Origin of the sequence: Vibrio crassostreae (assembly GCF_024347415.1) — a bacterium.
Taxonomy (GTDB): Bacteria; Pseudomonadota; Gammaproteobacteria; order Enterobacterales; family Vibrionaceae; genus Vibrio; species Vibrio crassostreae.
Window position 1 is genome coordinate 482,978 of the sequence record NZ_AP025477.1, and the last position, 17,687, is coordinate 500,664.

At 44.9% G+C, this 17,687-nt stretch carries 13 protein-coding genes; 10 read left to right on the plus strand and 3 right to left on the minus strand.

The window, feature by feature from the left end; translation table 11 throughout:
- Positions 1–33: 33 nt before the first annotated feature.
- On the minus strand, positions 34–699 hold the full coding sequence (locus tag OC193_RS17955) for a DUF2057 family protein (RefSeq protein WP_048660297.1): 666 nt from the start codon (positions 697–699) through the stop codon (positions 34–36).
- Positions 700–993: 294 nt separating this feature from the next.
- On the minus strand, positions 994–2,556 hold the full coding sequence (locus OC193_RS17960; RefSeq protein WP_048663462.1) for an arylsulfatase: 1,563 nt from the start codon (positions 2,554–2,556) through the stop codon (positions 994–996).
- A gap of 346 nt (positions 2,557–2,902) precedes the next feature.
- Between OC193_RS17960 and OC193_RS17965 the strand changes: the two genes are divergently transcribed.
- Together OC193_RS17965 and OC193_RS17970 are read left to right on the plus strand one after the other, a co-directional pair.
- Entirely contained in the window at positions 2,903–4,450 is a 1,548-nt protein-coding gene (locus OC193_RS17965; protein ID WP_048660294.1) for an arylsulfatase, read from the plus strand.
- Between the two features lie 192 nt (positions 4,451–4,642).
- Positions 4,643–7,030: a tetratricopeptide repeat protein gene (locus OC193_RS17970; RefSeq protein ID WP_048663463.1), complete on the plus strand. Its 2,388-nt coding sequence runs from the start codon at positions 4,643–4,645 to the stop codon at positions 7,028–7,030.
- On the opposite strand, the gene OC193_RS17975 is transcribed toward OC193_RS17970, so the two are convergent.
- Entirely contained in the window at positions 7,020–7,877 is an 858-nt protein-coding gene (locus tag OC193_RS17975) for a LysR family transcriptional regulator (RefSeq protein WP_048663464.1), read from the minus strand. The genes OC193_RS17970 and OC193_RS17975 overlap by 11 nt on opposite strands.
- A 138-nt stretch (positions 7,878–8,015) precedes the next feature.
- Between OC193_RS17975 and OC193_RS17980 the strand changes: the two genes are divergently transcribed.
- The 8 genes from OC193_RS17980 (at position 8,016) to OC193_RS18015 (ending at position 17,685) form a co-directional block, all read left to right on the plus strand.
- Positions 8,016–9,533 (plus strand): arylsulfatase, encoded by a 1,518-nt coding sequence (locus tag OC193_RS17980; RefSeq protein WP_048663465.1) that lies wholly within the window; start codon positions 8,016–8,018, stop codon positions 9,531–9,533.
- A gap of 82 nt (positions 9,534–9,615) precedes the next feature.
- Positions 9,616–10,935, plus strand: a complete 1,320-nt coding sequence (locus OC193_RS17985) for an anaerobic sulfatase maturase (protein ID WP_048660289.1) — start codon at positions 9,616–9,618, stop codon at positions 10,933–10,935.
- 65 nt (positions 10,936–11,000) lie between these two features.
- Positions 11,001–11,984: an AAA family ATPase gene (locus OC193_RS17990; RefSeq protein WP_048663466.1), complete on the plus strand. Its 984-nt coding sequence runs from the start codon at positions 11,001–11,003 to the stop codon at positions 11,982–11,984.
- Between the two features lie 12 nt (positions 11,985–11,996).
- A complete protein-coding gene (locus tag OC193_RS17995; protein ID WP_048660288.1) occupies positions 11,997–12,959 on the plus strand; it encodes a DUF58 domain-containing protein in 963 nt (320 codons plus the stop codon).
- Entirely contained in the window at positions 12,960–13,520 is a 561-nt protein-coding gene (locus tag OC193_RS18000) for a DUF4381 domain-containing protein (protein WP_048660287.1), read from the plus strand.
- Positions 13,513–14,592: a vWA domain-containing protein gene (locus tag OC193_RS18005; protein ID WP_048660286.1), complete on the plus strand. Its 1,080-nt coding sequence runs from the start codon at positions 13,513–13,515 to the stop codon at positions 14,590–14,592. The genes OC193_RS18000 and OC193_RS18005 overlap by 8 nt, the downstream gene beginning before the upstream one ends.
- Positions 14,585–16,309 (plus strand): VWA domain-containing protein, encoded by a 1,725-nt coding sequence (locus OC193_RS18010; protein ID WP_048666332.1) that lies wholly within the window; start codon positions 14,585–14,587, stop codon positions 16,307–16,309. Before OC193_RS18005 ends, OC193_RS18010 begins: the two co-directional genes overlap by 8 nt.
- On the plus strand, positions 16,306–17,685 hold the full coding sequence (locus OC193_RS18015; RefSeq protein WP_048663468.1) for a BatD family protein: 1,380 nt from the start codon (positions 16,306–16,308) through the stop codon (positions 17,683–17,685). Before OC193_RS18010 ends, OC193_RS18015 begins: the two co-directional genes overlap by 4 nt.
- Positions 17,686–17,687 lie beyond the last annotated feature (2 nt).

Sequence of the window (17,687 nt, forward strand, 5' to 3'; positions counted from 1 at the left end):
AGCTTCTTTCATTTTTAAATTAAGACAGTTGAGTTACTTGTTCACGTAGTCTTTGAATTTCTGCTTTGTTTCAGCATCTGCTTTTTCGTACCAGAAATACAACATCTCTTCAGCTGTATTTGCTGCATTTCCGTCAATCTTTGCTGGAAGCGTTACTGGCTGTACGACAGCTGCTGCTGCGCCCGCACTAGCACCTACTGTAAGTGCAGCGATGCCACCTTTCTGGTTGTATTCTTTCGCTTCTTGCGGGTACTTACGACCAATCTGCATGCCATCTTTGATAAGTTTGTCTTGCTTAACACTGATTGCATTTTGGTTTTCATCAACCAGTTTCCAATCTAAGTTTTGAAGGCCTTTTTTCGCTTCGTTCGTGTTACGGAACTTAGGCATATCGAACGTCAATGCTGTGTCTGTCGCATCAAAAGTAGCAATAATCGTATCGCTATCGACAAACTCGCGGTCGTTACCTTGGCTGAAAGCAAGTTGATATTTGAAAACGATTTGGTTTACGCCGTCTGGCACGGTGATCGTTTTGCTTGAAGAGAAAAAGCCACCCTCAAGAGCAGGCTTAGCTTCGTTAACCGCTAAGACTTCGACTAAAGCATCTGCGCTAGAAGGAACTTCAATTGTTACGTCAGCGAACGCGTGTGGTGCTGCGATAATTGTGGAAAGCAGCGCGATGGATTTTAATGTTTTCATAATCATACAGTTGTTTATGGGCAGTTGAATTACAATCGCATGGTAAGAACTCCAATTCAAGTCATGTCATAAGGATTTGAAAAAATTTGCGAAATCTTAACGCAACGGTCATATATTAAGGTTCACATTGACTAGTGTGAGTTTTTATTTTTTGAAAAATGAGAGGGTAGGTTGGGTGTGAATTATACTAGTTGGCGGTTCGCGTCTTATGTTATTTGTATTGGATACTAAAAAGCCGCGGTCACTGCATTCAGTCACCACGGCTTCGGTATTACATGTTTAGTCTAGAGTGGCTTATTTAGCTTGCGCTGCTGCCGCTTCTAGTTGCTTAAGTTTACCTTGAAGCATGTAAGCATTCTGGTTGAAGTTACCAGGGTTCAACACTTGGCTTTGCTGCATAGGGTAGTCAGGTAGCGTGTTCATGAACTCTTGTACTTTGCCGCCTACAGGTACGAATAGCCACATGTTGTCTGCCATCCAACGTAGGTACATACCAGATTCGTGTGGTGCTTTTTCGAATGGGTCCGCACGTAGGTGAACGACTTGAGGCCAGTTTGGTTGGAAGCGCACGGCATCAACGATGTTACCATCCATAACAGCGAATGAAATCTTGAAGTCATTCCAACGTACTGCGTTTAGCTCAGCGTTAGCAGAGAAGTAAAGCATGCTGTCACGAGGACCTTTCTCTTCTTTACCTTCGAAGAAAGGTAGGAAGTTGTAACCATCTAGGTGTACACGCCAGTTTTTACCGTTGTAAGTAGCACCTTTATCAGAAGCAAGCTTCTCAACCACTTTATCATCACCAGCTGCTGCTAGTAGAGTCGGAATCCAGTCTTGGTGACTCATGATGTCGTTGATCTTAGTTCCCGGCTTGATTGTACCAGGCCAGCGAACTAGCTGAGGAACACGCATACCACCTTCGTAAGTTGTACCTTTCTCACCGTGGAAGTAAGTTGCACCACCATCAGGCCAAGATACTGTCTCTGCACCGTTATCGGTAGAGTAGATTACGATCGTGTTGTCTGCGATTTTAAGCTCATCAAGCTTGTCTAGAAGGATACCGACTTGGTCATCGTGCTCTAACATACCGTCAGCGTAGATGCTGATACCTGATGCGCCTTGGTATTTCTCTTGTAGACGAGTCCAAACGTGCATACGTGTAGTGTTGTGCCAGATGAAGAATGGTTTGTCAGCTTTCACTGCTTTTTCCATGAACGCTAGAGATTCTTCTAGGAACTCCTCATCCGCGTGCTCCATACGCTTACGCGTCATAGGGCCTGTATCTTCAATCTTACCGTCAGCAGTAGACTTGATTACACCTCGAGGGCCGAAGTTCTTACGGAACTCAGGGTCTTTAGGGTAGTAGTATGTCTCTGGCTCTTCTTCTGCATTCAGGTGGTATAGGTTACCGAAGAACTGGTCAAAACCGTGGTTCGTTGGAAGGTGTTTATCTTGGTCACCCATGTGGTTCTTACCGAACTGAGCAGTCATGTAGCCCTGTTCTTTAAGAAGGTCAGCGATAGTTGGAGCCCAATCTGGGATACCGTGATCAGAGCCTGGCATACCGATAGTTAATAGACCTGTACGGAAAGGTTCTTGACCCGTAAGGAATGCAGCACGACCAGCAGTACACGATTGCTGACCGTAGTGGTCGGTAAATAGTGCGCCTTCGTTAGCAATACGGTCGATGTTAGGTGTTTCATAACCCATCATACCGTTGTTGTATGCACTGATGTTGAATACACCAATGTCATCACCCCAGATAGCAAGAATGTTTGGTTTTTCTGCTGCTGTTGCCGCTGAAGAAGCTGCTAATAAGCCAACACCTAATGCTAGTTTATTAATTTTAGTACCCATAAGGACTCCGATTCACTTTAAAGATTAATGCGTTAGAGCAACACATCGTTGGGCAAACATTAATCTCTAAAATCGGTCGTGTCTTTTTATAGTGGTTATAACTAATTGTTATGGGGTTATTATAACCTTTTGATTTTTAGGGTTTTGGTTTGTTTTGCTCGATTTACCCTCTAACGTCATGTGTGATCCTTATCATGTTTATATACGTAATTTCTATCGTGCAGTTGTACGTGTCGCCGTTCAGAAAAATGACAAATAGATTAATAGTTTAGCGAATCTCGCGATCGTTCAAAAAATGGACTATATGTTGTAGGGCAGGATGCAAATAATTAACGAAGAGGTTTCTATGACAGCGAAATATGGCGTCAAACGTCGATTAGCGATTTTGGGTACTGCGATGATGGCGGCTTCCACCACCACATTCGCGGCAGAAAAACCGAATATTCTCGTCATTTGGGGTGACGACATTGGTCAATCTAATGTCAGTGCGTACACCTTTGGCTTAATGGGGTATCAAACTCCGAACATTGATAGCATCGCCAAAGAAGGCATGATGTTTACCGATTACTACGCAGAGCAATCTTGTACCGCAGGTCGCTCTACGTTCATTACAGGTCAAAGTGTACTGAGAACAGGCTTAAGTAAAGTAGGCTTGCCAGGTGCAGATATTGGCCTTCAAGCAGAAGATGCAACCATTGCTGAACTGCTTAAACCTATGGGTTACATGACAGGTCAATTTGGTAAAAACCACCTTGGCGATAAAGATGAATTCCTTCCAACAGCGCACGGGTTTGACGAATTTTTTGGCAACCTTTATCACCTAAATGCTGAAGAAGAACCAGAAAATGAAGATTACCCAACCGACCCAGAGTTCCGTAAGAAGTTTGGTCCACGTGGTGTTATCAAATCATTTGCTGACGGCAAGATTGAAGATACGGGTCCATTAACACGTAAGCGTATGGAAACGGTTGATGAAGAAACGCTCGATGCCGCACTTGATTTCATGGATCGCGCAGTGAAAGCCGACAAGCCATTCTTTGTTTGGTGGAACGCAACACGTATGCACTTCAGAACGCACGTGAAAGCGGACAGTAAAGGTGTGACAGGCGTTGGTAACTACGCTGATGGTATGGTTGAACACGATCGCCACGTTGGACAGTTACTAAAACAAGTTGACGAGTTGGGTATCAAAGACAACACGATTGTTTTCTACTCAACGGATAATGGTCCACACATGAACTCTTGGCCTGATGCGGGTACAACGCCGTTCCGTGGTGAAAAAAACACCAACTGGGAAGGCGCATACCGTGTACCAGCAATGGTTCGTTGGCCTGGTAAGATTGAACCGGGCAGCGTTTCAAACGAAATTATGCACCACATGGACTGGATGCCAACCTTCGTTGCAGCCGCTGGTGATGATCAAATCAAAGAGAAACTGCTGAAAGGTCATACTGCGGGTGACAAAACGTTTAAGGTTCACCTAGATGGTTATAACTTCCTTCCTTACTTAACCGGTGAAGAGGAGAAAGGGCGTCGTCATGAGGTCTTCTACTTTACCGATGATGGTGATTTAGCAGCGCTTCGTTACAACCAATGGAAAGCGGTGTTCATGGAGCAGCGTGCAACGGGTACCATGCAGATTTGGTCAGAACCGTTCGTGACGTTACGTCTTCCTAAGCTGTTTAACCTGCGTATGGACCCATACGAAAACGCAGATATTACATCGAACACATACTACGACTGGTTGTTAGACCATGCTTATATGTTTGTTCCTGCTCAAGCGTATGTAGGCAAATTCTTAGAAACATTTGCTGAATACCCGCCACGCCAAAAAGCAGCAAGCTTTAGCTTGGATCAGGTTATGGAAAAACTCCAAGAGAACCATAACAAGTAAGCTTTGGTTTATTGAAACTGCTAACACGAAAGAGCTCTTACGAGCTCTTTTTTTTATGCGCATATCGATGAGTAAATACCAGTCGTGAATATGAGTCACAACAATCAAGCTCACTGCCACTAAATAATTGTAATTTCATTGTTTTTACGTCTACCTTATTAAGCATAAGGATGTATAAAAACAAGGAATGTTATGTCTGCATGGTTGTGCTCACTAGTGAACGGATTGAAACACCAGCGAGTTGCAGTATTATCCGCAATGTTGTCTTTACTTATGTTGTTGATGTTCAGTGTCAATGCGCATGCCAATGAACAAGTGTCGTCAGTTGGCTCAGACACTATAATCGCAGGATCAAAAGCTCCACATGCTAGCTCTCAAGCTAAATATGTCGGCTCTGAAGCTTGTGTTGATTGTCACAGCGCAGAAGTGGAAGCGTGGCAAGGCTCTCATCATGATATGGCGATGAAGCACGCCGACGATGAATCTGTGTTGGGTAACTTCGACGATCAAACCGTGACTCATAAAGGAAAGCCCAACCGTTTTTTTCGCAAGGGTGATGAGTTTTGGGTCAACATCGAAGGGCCAGACGGCCAATTCAAAGATTACAAAATCAGCTATACCTTTGCCTTTGAACCTCTACAACAATACATGGTTGAGTTTGAAGACGGTCGCGTACAGTTGATTCCTTTCGCTTGGGATTCTCGCACTGAGGACGAAGGCGGCCAACGCTGGTTTCATCTCTATCCAGATACCACCAATACCGATGAGTTCTACTGGACTAACAGTGGTCAGAACTGGAACTTCATGTGTGCAGACTGCCACTCAACAAACCTAGAAAAGAACTACGACAGCGCAAGTAATACCTACAACACCACTTGGTCTGAAATTAATGTCGGTTGTGAAGCCTGTCATGGCCCTGCGAGCGCACACGTTGAACAAGCCAAGCTAGCTAGAGCTAACGGTGGAAAGGAGGATTCAGTCTCGGCGCATTACGGCTTTGACCGTGATTTGTCGAAGTCTGTGAAAGAGTGGATCTATCAAGAGGGTAATTCAACCCTCCAACCAAAAGACATCATTCATACCAATCAAGTTCAAACCTGTGCTCAGTGCCACAGCCGACGCACTCAGTTGAATGAAACGGGTGATCACGTAAACGGTTCATTTTTTGATAAGTATCGTCTGAGCTTGATTACCCCTGAGCTTTACCACAACGATGGTCAAATCTACGATGAAGATTACGTCTACGGGTCTTTCTTACAATCAGTGATGGCAGAGAAAGGAGTCACTTGTACTAACTGTCATGACCCTCATACTGCTGAACTGAAAATTGCCGAAGAAGCCGTGTGTAGCCAATGTCACATTGCCTCTGAATACACACCTGAAAAGCACACATTCCATGAAGCCAATACCGAAGCGTCACAATGTACCACTTGTCACATGCCAGAAACGACGTACATGGAAGTTGACCCTAGGCGTGACCATAGCTGGCATATCCCACGTCCGGATATTAGCCAACACATTAAAACACCGAACGTGTGTACCAGCTGTCATGAAGACCAAACTGATCAATGGGCCGATCAGCAAATTGGCAAGTGGTTCCCAGATTCTAAGTATCGTAACCAACAACACTTTGCCGTTGCCTTTTATGCGGATTCAATAGGGCACAGAGGCGCAGAAGATGCATTGGCGTATTCAGCTCAGGATTCAAGCTTAAGCAATATCATTCGTGCTTCGAGCTTAGAACGTTTGGGTGGCAACACGGGCAAGAATACGCTCATCTCATTGGCAAGAGCAGTGAAACACGATGATGAAATGATCCGCCTGGGTGTGGTGCAAGGCTCGTCTGGCTTCCCATTCACTGATCGCTGGCAGATCCTAGAACCACTATTGAAGGACCCTGTATTGTCGATTCGTTCCGAAACCGCAAGCGCGCTAGTACGTTACTGGGGAGAAATGAATCCTCTACAGAAAGACCAAATCAAGCCTGCATTAGAAGAGTACATAGAGATACAACAATTCAATGCAGACAGAGGGTTTGGCCGCACGAACTTAGGTAACGTTTACCGAGATTTAGGCCAGCACGACAAAGCGATTGAGTTTTATCAAGGTGCTATCGAAATTGAGCCTTACTTCGAAAACAGCTATGCCAACTTGGCTGATTTGTATCGTGCACTGGGCGACGAGCCAAAAGCGTTATCAACATTGAAACAAGGCATTCAAGCGCAACCGAAATCGAGTGTGTTGCCATACAGCGCAGGGTTATCAATGCTGCGAGTGAAAGACTACAAACAGGCAACCAACTATCTAAAACAAGCGGCAGAAACCGCACAAACCGACCCGCAGTATTGGTATGTGTACGGTTTGGCTTTAGAGAAGTCGGATGTACTTGCGGCAAGTAAGTCATTGCACAAGGCTTACCAATTCAGCCGCAACCCACAACACCTGTATGCACAGTGTGAAATCTTAGCGCGAAATTACCAACAACCCGGTGTACCTAAAGCGTTTGAACAATGTGTTTCTTCATTGAGTAAAGTAGCGCCACCGGAGGCAATAGCGCAATTAAAAGCCTCTATAAATTGATAGGCGTAGCGTGAGCAAATTCAAGTTGATTCTTGATTTGCTCTCGTAATTGCTGGTGGGCTGGATTTTTCTCATCTCGCTTATGATAAACAAACTTATACGGGATACGATCAACAGCAACAGGGCACTCAAGAACTTGTAACTTGAGTGTCTTACTCCACTTCATCGCAAACGAGCGAGCCACCACCCCTAAACAATCCCTTTGCGCTACATACATTGCCATTCCAGCAAGAGAAGAGGTAACGAGCTCTACATGCCGTTCTTGTAATGGTTCTTTTGCCAGTTGCTCGAAACCTGTGGTGTTATTCCATTTACCTGAAAAGATACAGTGACTCTCTTTGTAAAACTCATCTTTATTCAACGAACCTTGGATTCGAGGATGGTCTTGGCGACAAATGATCATAGCAGGTTCGTCGTATGCATCTTCGATAACAAATGATGAATCTTTAGTAATGATGGTATCAATAATCAGGTCCATTTTTTGTTGGCGAATTTGCTCAAAAAGCACATATTTTTCTGGTGGTGATTCATGAAATGTTACGTTGCTTATGGGACTCAAGCTATGAAGCAAAGTCTCTGAACAGCCGACCTGAAAGGAGGTACGTTCACTGATTGCGTTATCGACAATGCTTACGGCTTGGCGAAATTGAGGTATTAACTGGTACGCCGTTGAAGTTGGCTGAATTCCGCGTCCTTTTTTGATGAATAGCTGTTTTCCTACCACTTGTTCTAACCGTTTTATCGAGGCGCTGACAGCGGGTTGCGTCAGACCTAAATAATTGGCTGCTTTGGTGTAAGAGTGGTATTCCGCGACGACTAGAAATGTCTGAATTAGATTTAGATCCATTCTTCAACTCATAAATTAAATTTATACTTCAATGTATTTTAACTCTATTTATCCGTTTTTTAGCAAGGTTTATCGTAATTGAGTCTTGGTATTCTGACCCAAACCGAACTTTAGCCCTACGTTTTTATGGAGCCTATAATGCAAAAAAACGATAAAAAAACTCGCAAGAAACTTATTCTAAACGCCTGTACGCTCGCACTTGGTGCAGCTTCAGTCACAGCCTATTCTGCAGAACAGCCCAATATCCTCGTCATATTTGGTGATGATGTAGGTTATTGGAATTTAAGTACATACAACGGTGGAATGTTGGCTTACAGCACTCCGAATATCGATAGCATCGCAAAAGACGGAGCTAAATTTACCAATTTCTATGCACAACAAAGCTCTACGGCTGGGCGTTCTGCCTTCATTACTGGCCAAATGCCGAAACGAACAGGCCTTACTAAAGTTGGGTTACCGGGAGCCAAAGAAGGGATTTCAGAGAAAGATCCTACTATTGCGACATTATTGCGAGACCTAGGTTATGCAACAGGCCAGTTTGGCAAAAACCACTTAGGCGACCGAGATGCTCATTTGCCAACGAAACATGGTTTTGAAGAGTTCTTTGGTAACCTCTATCACTTGAATGCAGAGGAAGAGCCGGAGAATGATGATTATCCTCAAGACCCCGAATTCAAGAAGAAGTTTGGGCCTCGTGGCGTAATTCATTCTTATGCAGACGGTAAGGTAGAAGATACTGGGCCTTTGACTCGTAAGCGCATGGAAACCATAGACGATGAATTTTTAGAAGCAGCAGAGCAGTTTATCGAGAAGCAAGTTAAAGCTGATAAACCGTTCTTCACTTGGTTTAATACCACTCGTATGCACAACTTTACTCACGTTCCTGAAGAGTACAAAGGTAAAACTGGTGCGGGCTTTTATGCTGATGGAGTGAAGCAGCACGATGACCAAATTGGTCATCTGTTAGATAAAATCAAAGAGCTTGGAGTCGACGACAATACGATTGTTGTTTACACCACCGATAACGGGCCGATGATTAACCTATGGCCAGACGCTGGTATGACTCCATTCCGAAGTGAGAAAAATACGGGTTGGGAAGGCGGATTCCGTGTTCCTGCATTGATAAAGTGGCCAGAACAGATCCAAAAAGGCAGTACATTTAACGGCATCGTTTCTCTAGAAGATTTCCTACCAACGTTAGTTGCTGCTGCGGGCAACAGCAATGTGAAAGAAGAGTTGCTTGAAGGTAAGAAAGTCGGAGATATGACCTACAACGTTCACCTTGATGGGTATAACCAACTCCCTTATCTAACTGGAAAAACAGATGAGTCTGCACGCAACGAATTTGTCTATTGGAGCGACGACGGTGATTTACTCGCACTTCGTTACGGCAAGTACAAATATCACTTCGCAATTCAAGAAAATGAAACTGGATTAGATATTTGGAAAAAACCGTTCACTAAGCTTCGTGTTCCTCAATTTTACGACCTGAGCATTGACCCATTTGAACGTGGTGACACGGGAATGGGCTATGACCGCTGGATGTACGAACGTAGTTTCTTGGTCATGCCTGCGGTAGAAAAAGTGAAGCAGGTTATGGACACATTTGAAGATTACCCGCCGCGAATGGCTCCAGGTTCGTTCGTCCCTAAATAATTCACTTATTAACAGCGCCTTAATTCGTTCAAATAAGATTATTAGGGCGCTGGTTCTTTATCTGTTTTCGAGATAGTTCTCTATGAAAAAACAAACCCACATCCACACGACTCAAATGGATCTGACGCCATTAAAAACCGCATTTCCAACAGACGGTGATAATCATGTCGATAGACGCTTTCATGTTATGGCCAAACCGGGTGGTGCAAAGTGCAATATAGATTGCCAATACTGTTTCTATTTGCATAAGGATGAATTGCTCAACCAGAGTAAACAGCCACAGATGGATGATGCGACACTTGAGGCATTTATAAAGAGTTATATCGAAAGCCACGATGGCGAAGAAGTGGTGTTTTCATGGCAAGGCGGAGAACCAACGTTATTGGGCTTGGGTTATTTTAAAAAGATCGTTGAACTCCAAAGAAAGTACGCGAAAACGGGAATGAGGATCGAGAACGATTTACAAACCAATGGACTATTGTTGAATAAAGATTGGTGTGAGTTTTTGGTCGAACATAGCTTTCTAGTGGGTCTTTCGATTGATGGCCCCGAATTTATTCATGATAAATACCGCAAGACACGAAGTGGAAAACCGACATTTAAACGTGTCATACAAGCAGTTAATTTGATGAAAGAATATAAGGTGCCTTTTAACGCACTAGTCACAGTGAACCGTTTTAACTCGCAATATCCATTAGAAGTATATCGGTTTCTAACTCAAGAACTTGGCGTAACCTATATACAGTTTTCTCCGTGTGTTGAGCCTCGTTCTTTTGAGAAAATTGCTCCGCACTTTTGGAAAGAGAACATGCAACCCGAAGTTGGTTCAGAACTCGCTAAACCAGGGCACTTAATGTCGGTCGTTACCGATTGGTCGGTTGATGCATCAGAGTGGGGGAAATTCCTTGTCGCAGTGTTCAATGAATGGGTAAACAACGATTTTGGCCGAGTATTAGTTAACTTGTTTGAAACCGCAGTGGCGCAAGTCATGGGAATGCCTGCGCAGTTGTGTGTGACGGCTGAATTCTGCGGAAAAGGTTTAGCGATTGAACATAATGGCGATGTGTTTAGTTGTGACCATTATGTGTATCCCGAATATCGACTAGCCAATATCAATGAGCGCCCGCTAAATGAGATCGCTATTTCGACTCGTCAGTACAGTTTTGGTATGGCTAAAAAGTCGTCTCTCCCTCAATACTGTCTAAATTGTGAATATTTGAAGTACTGCTGGGGAGAATGTCCAAAAAATCGGCTACTTACAGCACCAAATGGTGAGTCTGGTCTAAACTATTTGTGTCCGGGGATAAAAATGTTCTTCGAACATGCATTGCCAATCTTAGTCGGTATATCGACGCTACTAAAGTCTTCTAACTCAAGTGAATATAGCCAATATAACCTTTAGTTATTACCTTCGACTTTATACTTAAACTTTAATGCTCAGGCTCCTGAAAATTGTATAGGTAGACTATGAACCATGCGCAACAAGCAATAAACCAACTGATTGAACAGACAGAGAAAAGTGTTATCGGTCAGAGTCACGTCGTTCGGGCTCTGGTAATCGGATTATTGACCAATGGCCATGTGCTTCTAGAAGGGCTTCCCGGCACAGCGAAAACACGTTCGGTCAAGTCTTTGGCGAATTTATTGAACACAAGCTTTGGCCGCATTCAGTTCACGCCTGACTTATTGCCATCAGATGTGACGGGCACCGAGGTGTATCAAGAACTGGATGGCAAGCCGCAACTGCATTTCCAACCGGGTCCTATTTTCAACAGCATTGTTCTAGCCGATGAAGTGAACCGTGCGCCTGCAAAGGTACAAGCAGCACTGCTTGAAGCGATGGCGGAAGGTACAATAACTGTAGGTGGTCAAACTCACATCCTTCCTGACTTGTTCATGGTCTTGGCGACTCAAAACCCAGTTGAACAAGAAGGTACGTATCCGCTACCTGAGGCGCAGATGGACCGTTTCATCATGAAAGTGACGGTCGATTATCCAGAAGACGATGCGGAACGCGACATTATTCGATTGGTGCGTAGCGAAGAGCTAGGCAGCGAAACGAGCTCAGAGCTAGTCACACCGCAACACATTGAACCTGAATTGGTACTTGAAGCGCGTCGTCAACTACCTGAAATAGCGGTTTCTGATTTAGTCGAAAACTACATTGTTGCCTTGGTGATGGCGACACGTAAGCCAGAGCGTTACCCAGAATCGAATCTATCAAAGTGGATTGAAATTGGTTCAAGCCCACGTGCTTCAATCGCATTAGACAAATGTGCTCGCGCATATGCATGGTTACAAGGGCGTGACCATGTCACGTTAGATGATGTACGTGCGATGCTGCCTACGGTATTAGGTCATAGATTCTCACTCTCTTACGACGCATTGGCCGATGGTGTTGACCATCAAAGAGTGGTTGAAGAGCTGCTTGATAATGTTGAGATCGGATAATTAGGGGGCGTCATGGCGAAGCCTACACAAGCTCCCAAATCGCAAGGCCTTGACCCACGCTTATACTGTGATTATTCAAGGTTAGTGCGAATACAGGCTCAAGCTGAGTCGTTTTCTCTGTTGCCTCATCTAAAGGCTGGCAGTGTATTGTCGGGTCGACATAATTCTCTATTTCGTGGTCGTGGGTTGAACTTCGAAGAGTTGCGTCATTACCAACTGGGTGACGATATTCGCAATCTCGATTGGAAGGTCACCATGCGCACGGGTAAGCCTCATGTTCGCAGTTATACCGAAGAGAAAGACCGAAATGTGATGATCTGCGTCGATCAGCGCAGCTCGATGTTTTTTGCATCTCAGAACACCATGAAATCCGTTGTCGCTGCCGAAGTTGCAGCATTATGTGGATGGCGAGTACTGAAAGATGGCGACCGTGTTGGCTTCGTTTTAGCCTCACATCAAAAACTCTTTCATACCAAAGCACAGCGCTCACAGTCTGATTTACTTGCTCAACTTAAGCACCTTACCAAGGCAAATCAAAGCTTAGGTGTGAGTGTGAGTGACAGCGAGGGTGTCGGGTTCAGTCAATGGATTGAACTGATCAAGCGAATGAGGCTGAAACAGTCGACCTTAATCTTTATTAGCGATTGGCGTGACTGCCAAGAACAACATCTTGATCGACTCAAGCAGCTACAGCAACACAATGACATCCTTGCCATTATGGTGACCGATCCGTTAGAACAATCACTGCCTCATGATCTTGCTAGCGCGAACTGGGTGGTGGGCGATGGTCGTTTTCAGCTCAATCTTGATAGCCAATCTAAGGTTAACCTTGCGAGCGAGAGCCTTGCTCAAAAAGCGGCACTTCAAAAACAATCTCTTGCTAAATTAATGGCGATGAAAAACCTTCCTTATATCGAATTAGATACGTCGGGTGCTCATATTTCACAGCTTCAAAAGCTAGTAGGAGGGCGCTAAATGGCCGTTGAACATACGCCTCCTAGTACTTATATCCTTCGCGAACTGCGCGATGTAACGATTCCCGACAGCGTGAGCTGGTTTCCTCAAACGATCGGTTGGAAGATCCTTGGCGTTGCCTTGTTATTGGTCGCGTTCTATCTGGCTTATCGCTTGGCGTTAAGGTGGTGGAATAATCGTTATCGTAAAGAAGCACTTAAAGAGCTGATGGTATTGGATGCTCGAGACAAAAACTCAACCGAGCGAACCTTCAAGATACTCAAAGTGGTGCTTCGTTATCTAGACAGCGGTAATGCCAAGTTGTTTGGTCAAGCCTATGTAAACCGCTTGAACGCTTATCTTCCTGTTAGCGCTGGCACGAGTACAAAGAGTAATGCTTTCTTTACCGATGAAGTGTCGGGGCTGTGGATGCAAAGCTTAATCGACCCGAAGGTACGTTTGACCTTTGAACAGCGTTTAGAGGTAATTCAAACCGCGATGATGTGGCTAAAGCTTCATAAACCCGATTTACAAACAAAACCAGAAGTACAAGCGAAACCAGAGGGGCAAGATAATGTTTGATAGTTTATCTGCCAGCTTTGAGTTCGCGCATCCATTGTGGTTTCTCACGTTACCGTTGCCTTTGTTAGTCTATTTAGCCGTGCCTGCTTATCGCACTAAACAAATGGCCATTAAGGTGCCATTTTTCAGTGAGTTGGTAGAAGCGATTGGCGAGGCACCATCCGAGGGCGCAAGCCAGCTAACGCCAAGCTGGTGGCAGCGCACCACGTTGATTATTACTTGGGTATTAGTGGTTTGCGCGTTAGCTAAGCCAACCATCTTAGGTGAGCCACAAGTTCGTGAACAATTAGGCCGCGATGTCATGGTGGTCGTCGATTTGTCTGGCTCAATGGCTGAACAAGATTTTACCTCTAAACAAGGCGATAAAATCTCGCGTTTAGACGCAACTAAAGAGGTGTTAGCTGACTTTGCTAAAACTCGAAAGGGCGACCGATTAGGTTTGATTCTGTTTGGTGACGCAGCATTTGTACAAACGCCATTCACGGCCGACCAAGATGTGTGGCTTGAACTACTCAACCAAACCGACGTGGCAATGGCAGGGCAAAGCACGCATTTAGGTGATGCCATTGGCCTAGCCATTAAGGTGTTTGAACAGAGTGAGAAGCAGAGTGCTGCAGTTCAAGATTCAAGCATTGATGTCAACGAAAAAGAGAAAGTAGTGATTGTGCTAACTGATGGTAATGACACTGGCAGCTTTGTTGAACCTATCGATGCGGCCAAAGTGGCTAAGGCAAAAGGCGTTCGTATTCACGTCATCGCCATGGGTGATCCGCAAACTGTAGGCGAAGTGGCTTTGGATATGGAGACTATCAATCGTGTGGCTCAAGAGTCTGGTGGTGAAGCCTTTGAAGCACTTAACCGCGATGAACTGACTAAAGCTTACGCTCAAATTGGTGAGTTAGAGCCTCAGTTGTATGAGAGTACGACTTATCGTCCTAAACAGGGATTACACCATTACTTGATGGCCATTGTTGTTGTGATGTATTTGACTGCGTTTAGCTTAGCTACAATCCGCCGACGCTCGCTTTTGGCTTCTTCAATGAAAAATTTGAAAGGAGAGAACGATGCCTGATTCTCTCATGTTGCAACAGTTCTTTACCCAGTTTCACTTTATCCGACCATTGTGGTTGTTGGCTTTTATTCCGATGTTCTTCCTGTTATGGGTTCGCTGGAGAGAAGAGACCAAACCAACGTGGAAAGACATTCTGCCTGCGCATATACGTGATGCATTGACCATCGGCGAAACCGGTTGGCGCAAGCAATTACCACTGAAGTTACTGATGGTTATTGTAACCATCGCCATCATTATCTGTTCGGGCCCAACTTGGCAGCGTGAAGCTTCGCCTTTTGGTGAAGACAAAGCCTCAATGTTAGTGGTGCTTGATAACAGTGACTCTATGTTGGCTAAAGACTTACCGCCAAGTCGCTTGGAACGCTCTAAACAGAAAATTAGAGACTTACTCGCAGCGCGCAAGGGCGGCAACACAGGTTTGGTGGTGTATGCAGGCAGTGCGCATGTCGCGATGCCAGTGACCCAAGACAGCAAGGTATTTGAACCGTTTCTGGCGGCTATCACCCCTGACATCATGCCCGTATCCGGTAAGTCAGCGGAAGAGGCATTGCCACTCATCAATCAACAATTGTCTGGTGAGCTAGGTTCGTCAGTGTTGTTGGTATCAGATGGCGTTAACCCAAGTACCATCAGGGCGTTCGAAAGCTTCTTTAACGACAACCCGTATCAGTTGCTCATTCTGGCGGCAGGAAATAGCAATGTGGTGAGCGACAATCCAGTCGACCTTGATTCATTGCGTAGCCTAGCGAGCAAGACGGGTGGACGACTGATCGAAGTGACCGTTGATAATTCTGATATCCGACAACTGAATAAAGCGGTTGAAAGAAACATGCAACTTAACGGTGAATCTTCAATGCCTTGGAAAGACATGGGATATGGCCTGCTCATCCCAATGGCGATCATTATGTTGTTGTGGTTTAGAAAAGGATGGTTAGTTCAATGGTGTGTGGTTGGCGTTTTGATTACAGGCAGTGTGTATTCTCCGCATACTTTGGCTAAAACGGTTAGCTTAACCGCCGATAAACCCGTAGTTGAAGAGTCCCTGACGGTTTGGGATAAAACAGCCCAATGGTGGTGGGATTTATGGCTAACGCCTGATCAACAAGGGCAACGTTTATTGAATCAGAAGGAATATCTTGAAGCGGCCAAGCATTTTAAGGATCCAATGAGAAAGGGCGCAGCTTATTACTATGCTCGTGATTTTAAGTTAGCTCACAGTGCCTTTTTACAAACCAAAACCGATTATGGTTTGTATAACGCAGCAAGTGCTTTAGCTCGACAACGTGAATACCTTGCTGCGCGCGATCTACTGAAATCACTGAGTGAAAAGCCCGACTTGTCACCAGAACTGAAAGCCGACATAGAAAACAATTTAGCGGTGCTGAGTGGCATTGTTGAAGAGGTTAATCGCACCAGTGAAAGCCAATCAGGGACCACCGACGGCCCTGAAGAATCTTTAGAGCTGGAGGATGACCAACCGCGCACGGGTGATGGTGCAGAAGAGGAAACTGTGGCGGAATTAATGCTTAAGGAAACACTTAACGCCAATGAGATTCTGGGTAGCCAAGAGCTTGCCGACAAGTGGTTGAAGCGCGTTGAAGCCGATCCTAAGTTCTTCTTGAAGTCTAAATTTCAAATTCAGTTAAGAGATCCTGCGCCTTCGCTAGAACAGACATCACAACAGGAACAGTCGCCAAAACAGGAGCAAACACAATGAGTCGATATGATTTAGCTCTTGAAGCGCTTCAAGTGAAAGTAGGGCGCTCAGAGCCCTTTAAACTAAGCAAGACCTTGCTTGTTTCGATGGTTCTGCTGTTTAGCGCTGCTTTTTCTGCAATTGCCTCTGCGGCTGATATCTATGACTTGCAGAGGAGTGGTGATGTCGAATTGGTAGCTTGGGTTGGTGACAAACCGAAGTCTGGCGACAAGATTACGCCTGCAAAAGTAAGCGTTAATGAACAAGTGATTCTGACCATTGAGGTGGCGACACCACGCTGGCTAACCGGGGGCACTCGAATTGGCAGCATCGAAATCCCGAATGTCATTGCTAAGCAGCGTAACCAACTGGCGACGAATTACACAGAGCGAGTAGGTGGGACAACATGGTCACGCCAACGCTGGGAAGTGACGCTTTATCCGATGACTTCGGGCGAATTCGTGATTCCTACTGTGCCGGTTCGTATTCAAGTGTCCGCTCCTGATGGTTCAAACGTTGGTGGCACGCTTTATACGCAACCCATTAAGTTTGAAGCTTCATTACCTTCAGGTTTATTAAGTGATGAGTCGCCTTGGTTTTCTGCTACAGATGTAGATGTTGAACAGCAATGGCAACGTTCGAATGAAAACTTGAAAGTTGGCGATGCGGTTACTCGTACCGTGACGATCAAAGCCAAAGACAGCTTGTCTGTGTTACTGCCAGATGTGTTGTCCAATGAATCGACTCAGCAATATCAAGCTTACCCACAACCTAAGCGTTTAGACGATACACAAGAACGTGGTGATTACCGTTCTAGCCGAGTGGAAGAAACGGTTTATGTAATTCAACAAGGTGGTGAATTTACCTTACCGGATTTCTCATTCCAGTGGTGGGACAGCAAGAACCAACGTCTTGAAAGCGTGGTGATAAAAGGCGAAGTGTTTGAAGCAAAACACACACTCCAATCCTTTATCAAAGCTTACATGTCTGTCTTTATTAGCGTTGGTTTGGCTCTGGTGTTGTGTATTGCGTTGTTTGTTTCTTTGAAGCGTTATTACAAGAACCGACCAACACCGAGCTGGTTGATATTCCGTCGTTTGCTTAAGCAAGGTAATTGGTCTGCATTGAGAACCTTTATCTACCGTGAGTTACGAACTGAAACGACTGAGTTAGAACTGGGTAAAGCGCAACTTGGTAATTTGAATGGACAAAAACGTTGGGTGGAAGACAGCGAAGCACTTCAACAAGGGCGTGAAGATAAAAACGTATTTGCTCGTTTGTGGAGAGGGTTACGCAACCTTCCTAGTGACCAATCAAACTCAAGCCATTCTCGTTCAATTTTCGCCCGCTTGAAAATCCCTAAAGCCTTGCCAGACTTAAAAGATAGAACTAAGTAGCA

What these genes read in the sequence shown, in the direction of transcription:
- OC193_RS17955 (WP_048660297.1), bottom strand. Translation starts at nt 699, where the DNA reads ATGAAAACATTAAAATCCATCGCGCTGCTTTCCACAATTATCGCAGCA.
- OC193_RS17960 (WP_048663462.1), bottom strand. Translation starts at nt 2,556, where the DNA reads ATGGGTACTAAAATTAATAAACTAGCATTAGGTGTTGGCTTATTAGCA.
- OC193_RS17965 (WP_048660294.1), top strand. Translation starts at nt 2,903, where the DNA reads ATGACAGCGAAATATGGCGTCAAACGTCGATTAGCGATTTTGGGTACT.
- OC193_RS17970 (WP_048663463.1), top strand. Translation starts at nt 4,643, where the DNA reads ATGTCTGCATGGTTGTGCTCACTAGTGAACGGATTGAAACACCAGCGA.
- OC193_RS17975 (WP_048663464.1), bottom strand. Translation starts at nt 7,877, where the DNA reads ATGGATCTAAATCTAATTCAGACATTTCTAGTCGTCGCGGAATACCAC.
- OC193_RS17980 (WP_048663465.1), top strand. Translation starts at nt 8,016, where the DNA reads ATGCAAAAAAACGATAAAAAAACTCGCAAGAAACTTATTCTAAACGCC.
- OC193_RS17985 (WP_048660289.1), top strand. Translation starts at nt 9,616, where the DNA reads ATGAAAAAACAAACCCACATCCACACGACTCAAATGGATCTGACGCCA.
- OC193_RS17990 (WP_048663466.1), top strand. Translation starts at nt 11,001, where the DNA reads ATGAACCATGCGCAACAAGCAATAAACCAACTGATTGAACAGACAGAG.
- OC193_RS17995 (WP_048660288.1), top strand. Translation starts at nt 11,997, where the DNA reads ATGGCGAAGCCTACACAAGCTCCCAAATCGCAAGGCCTTGACCCACGC.
- OC193_RS18000 (WP_048660287.1), top strand. Translation starts at nt 12,960, where the DNA reads ATGGCCGTTGAACATACGCCTCCTAGTACTTATATCCTTCGCGAACTG.
- OC193_RS18005 (WP_048660286.1), top strand. Translation starts at nt 13,513, where the DNA reads ATGTTTGATAGTTTATCTGCCAGCTTTGAGTTCGCGCATCCATTGTGG.
- OC193_RS18010 (WP_048666332.1), top strand. Translation starts at nt 14,585, where the DNA reads ATGCCTGATTCTCTCATGTTGCAACAGTTCTTTACCCAGTTTCACTTT.
- OC193_RS18015 (WP_048663468.1), top strand. Translation starts at nt 16,306, where the DNA reads ATGAGTCGATATGATTTAGCTCTTGAAGCGCTTCAAGTGAAAGTAGGG.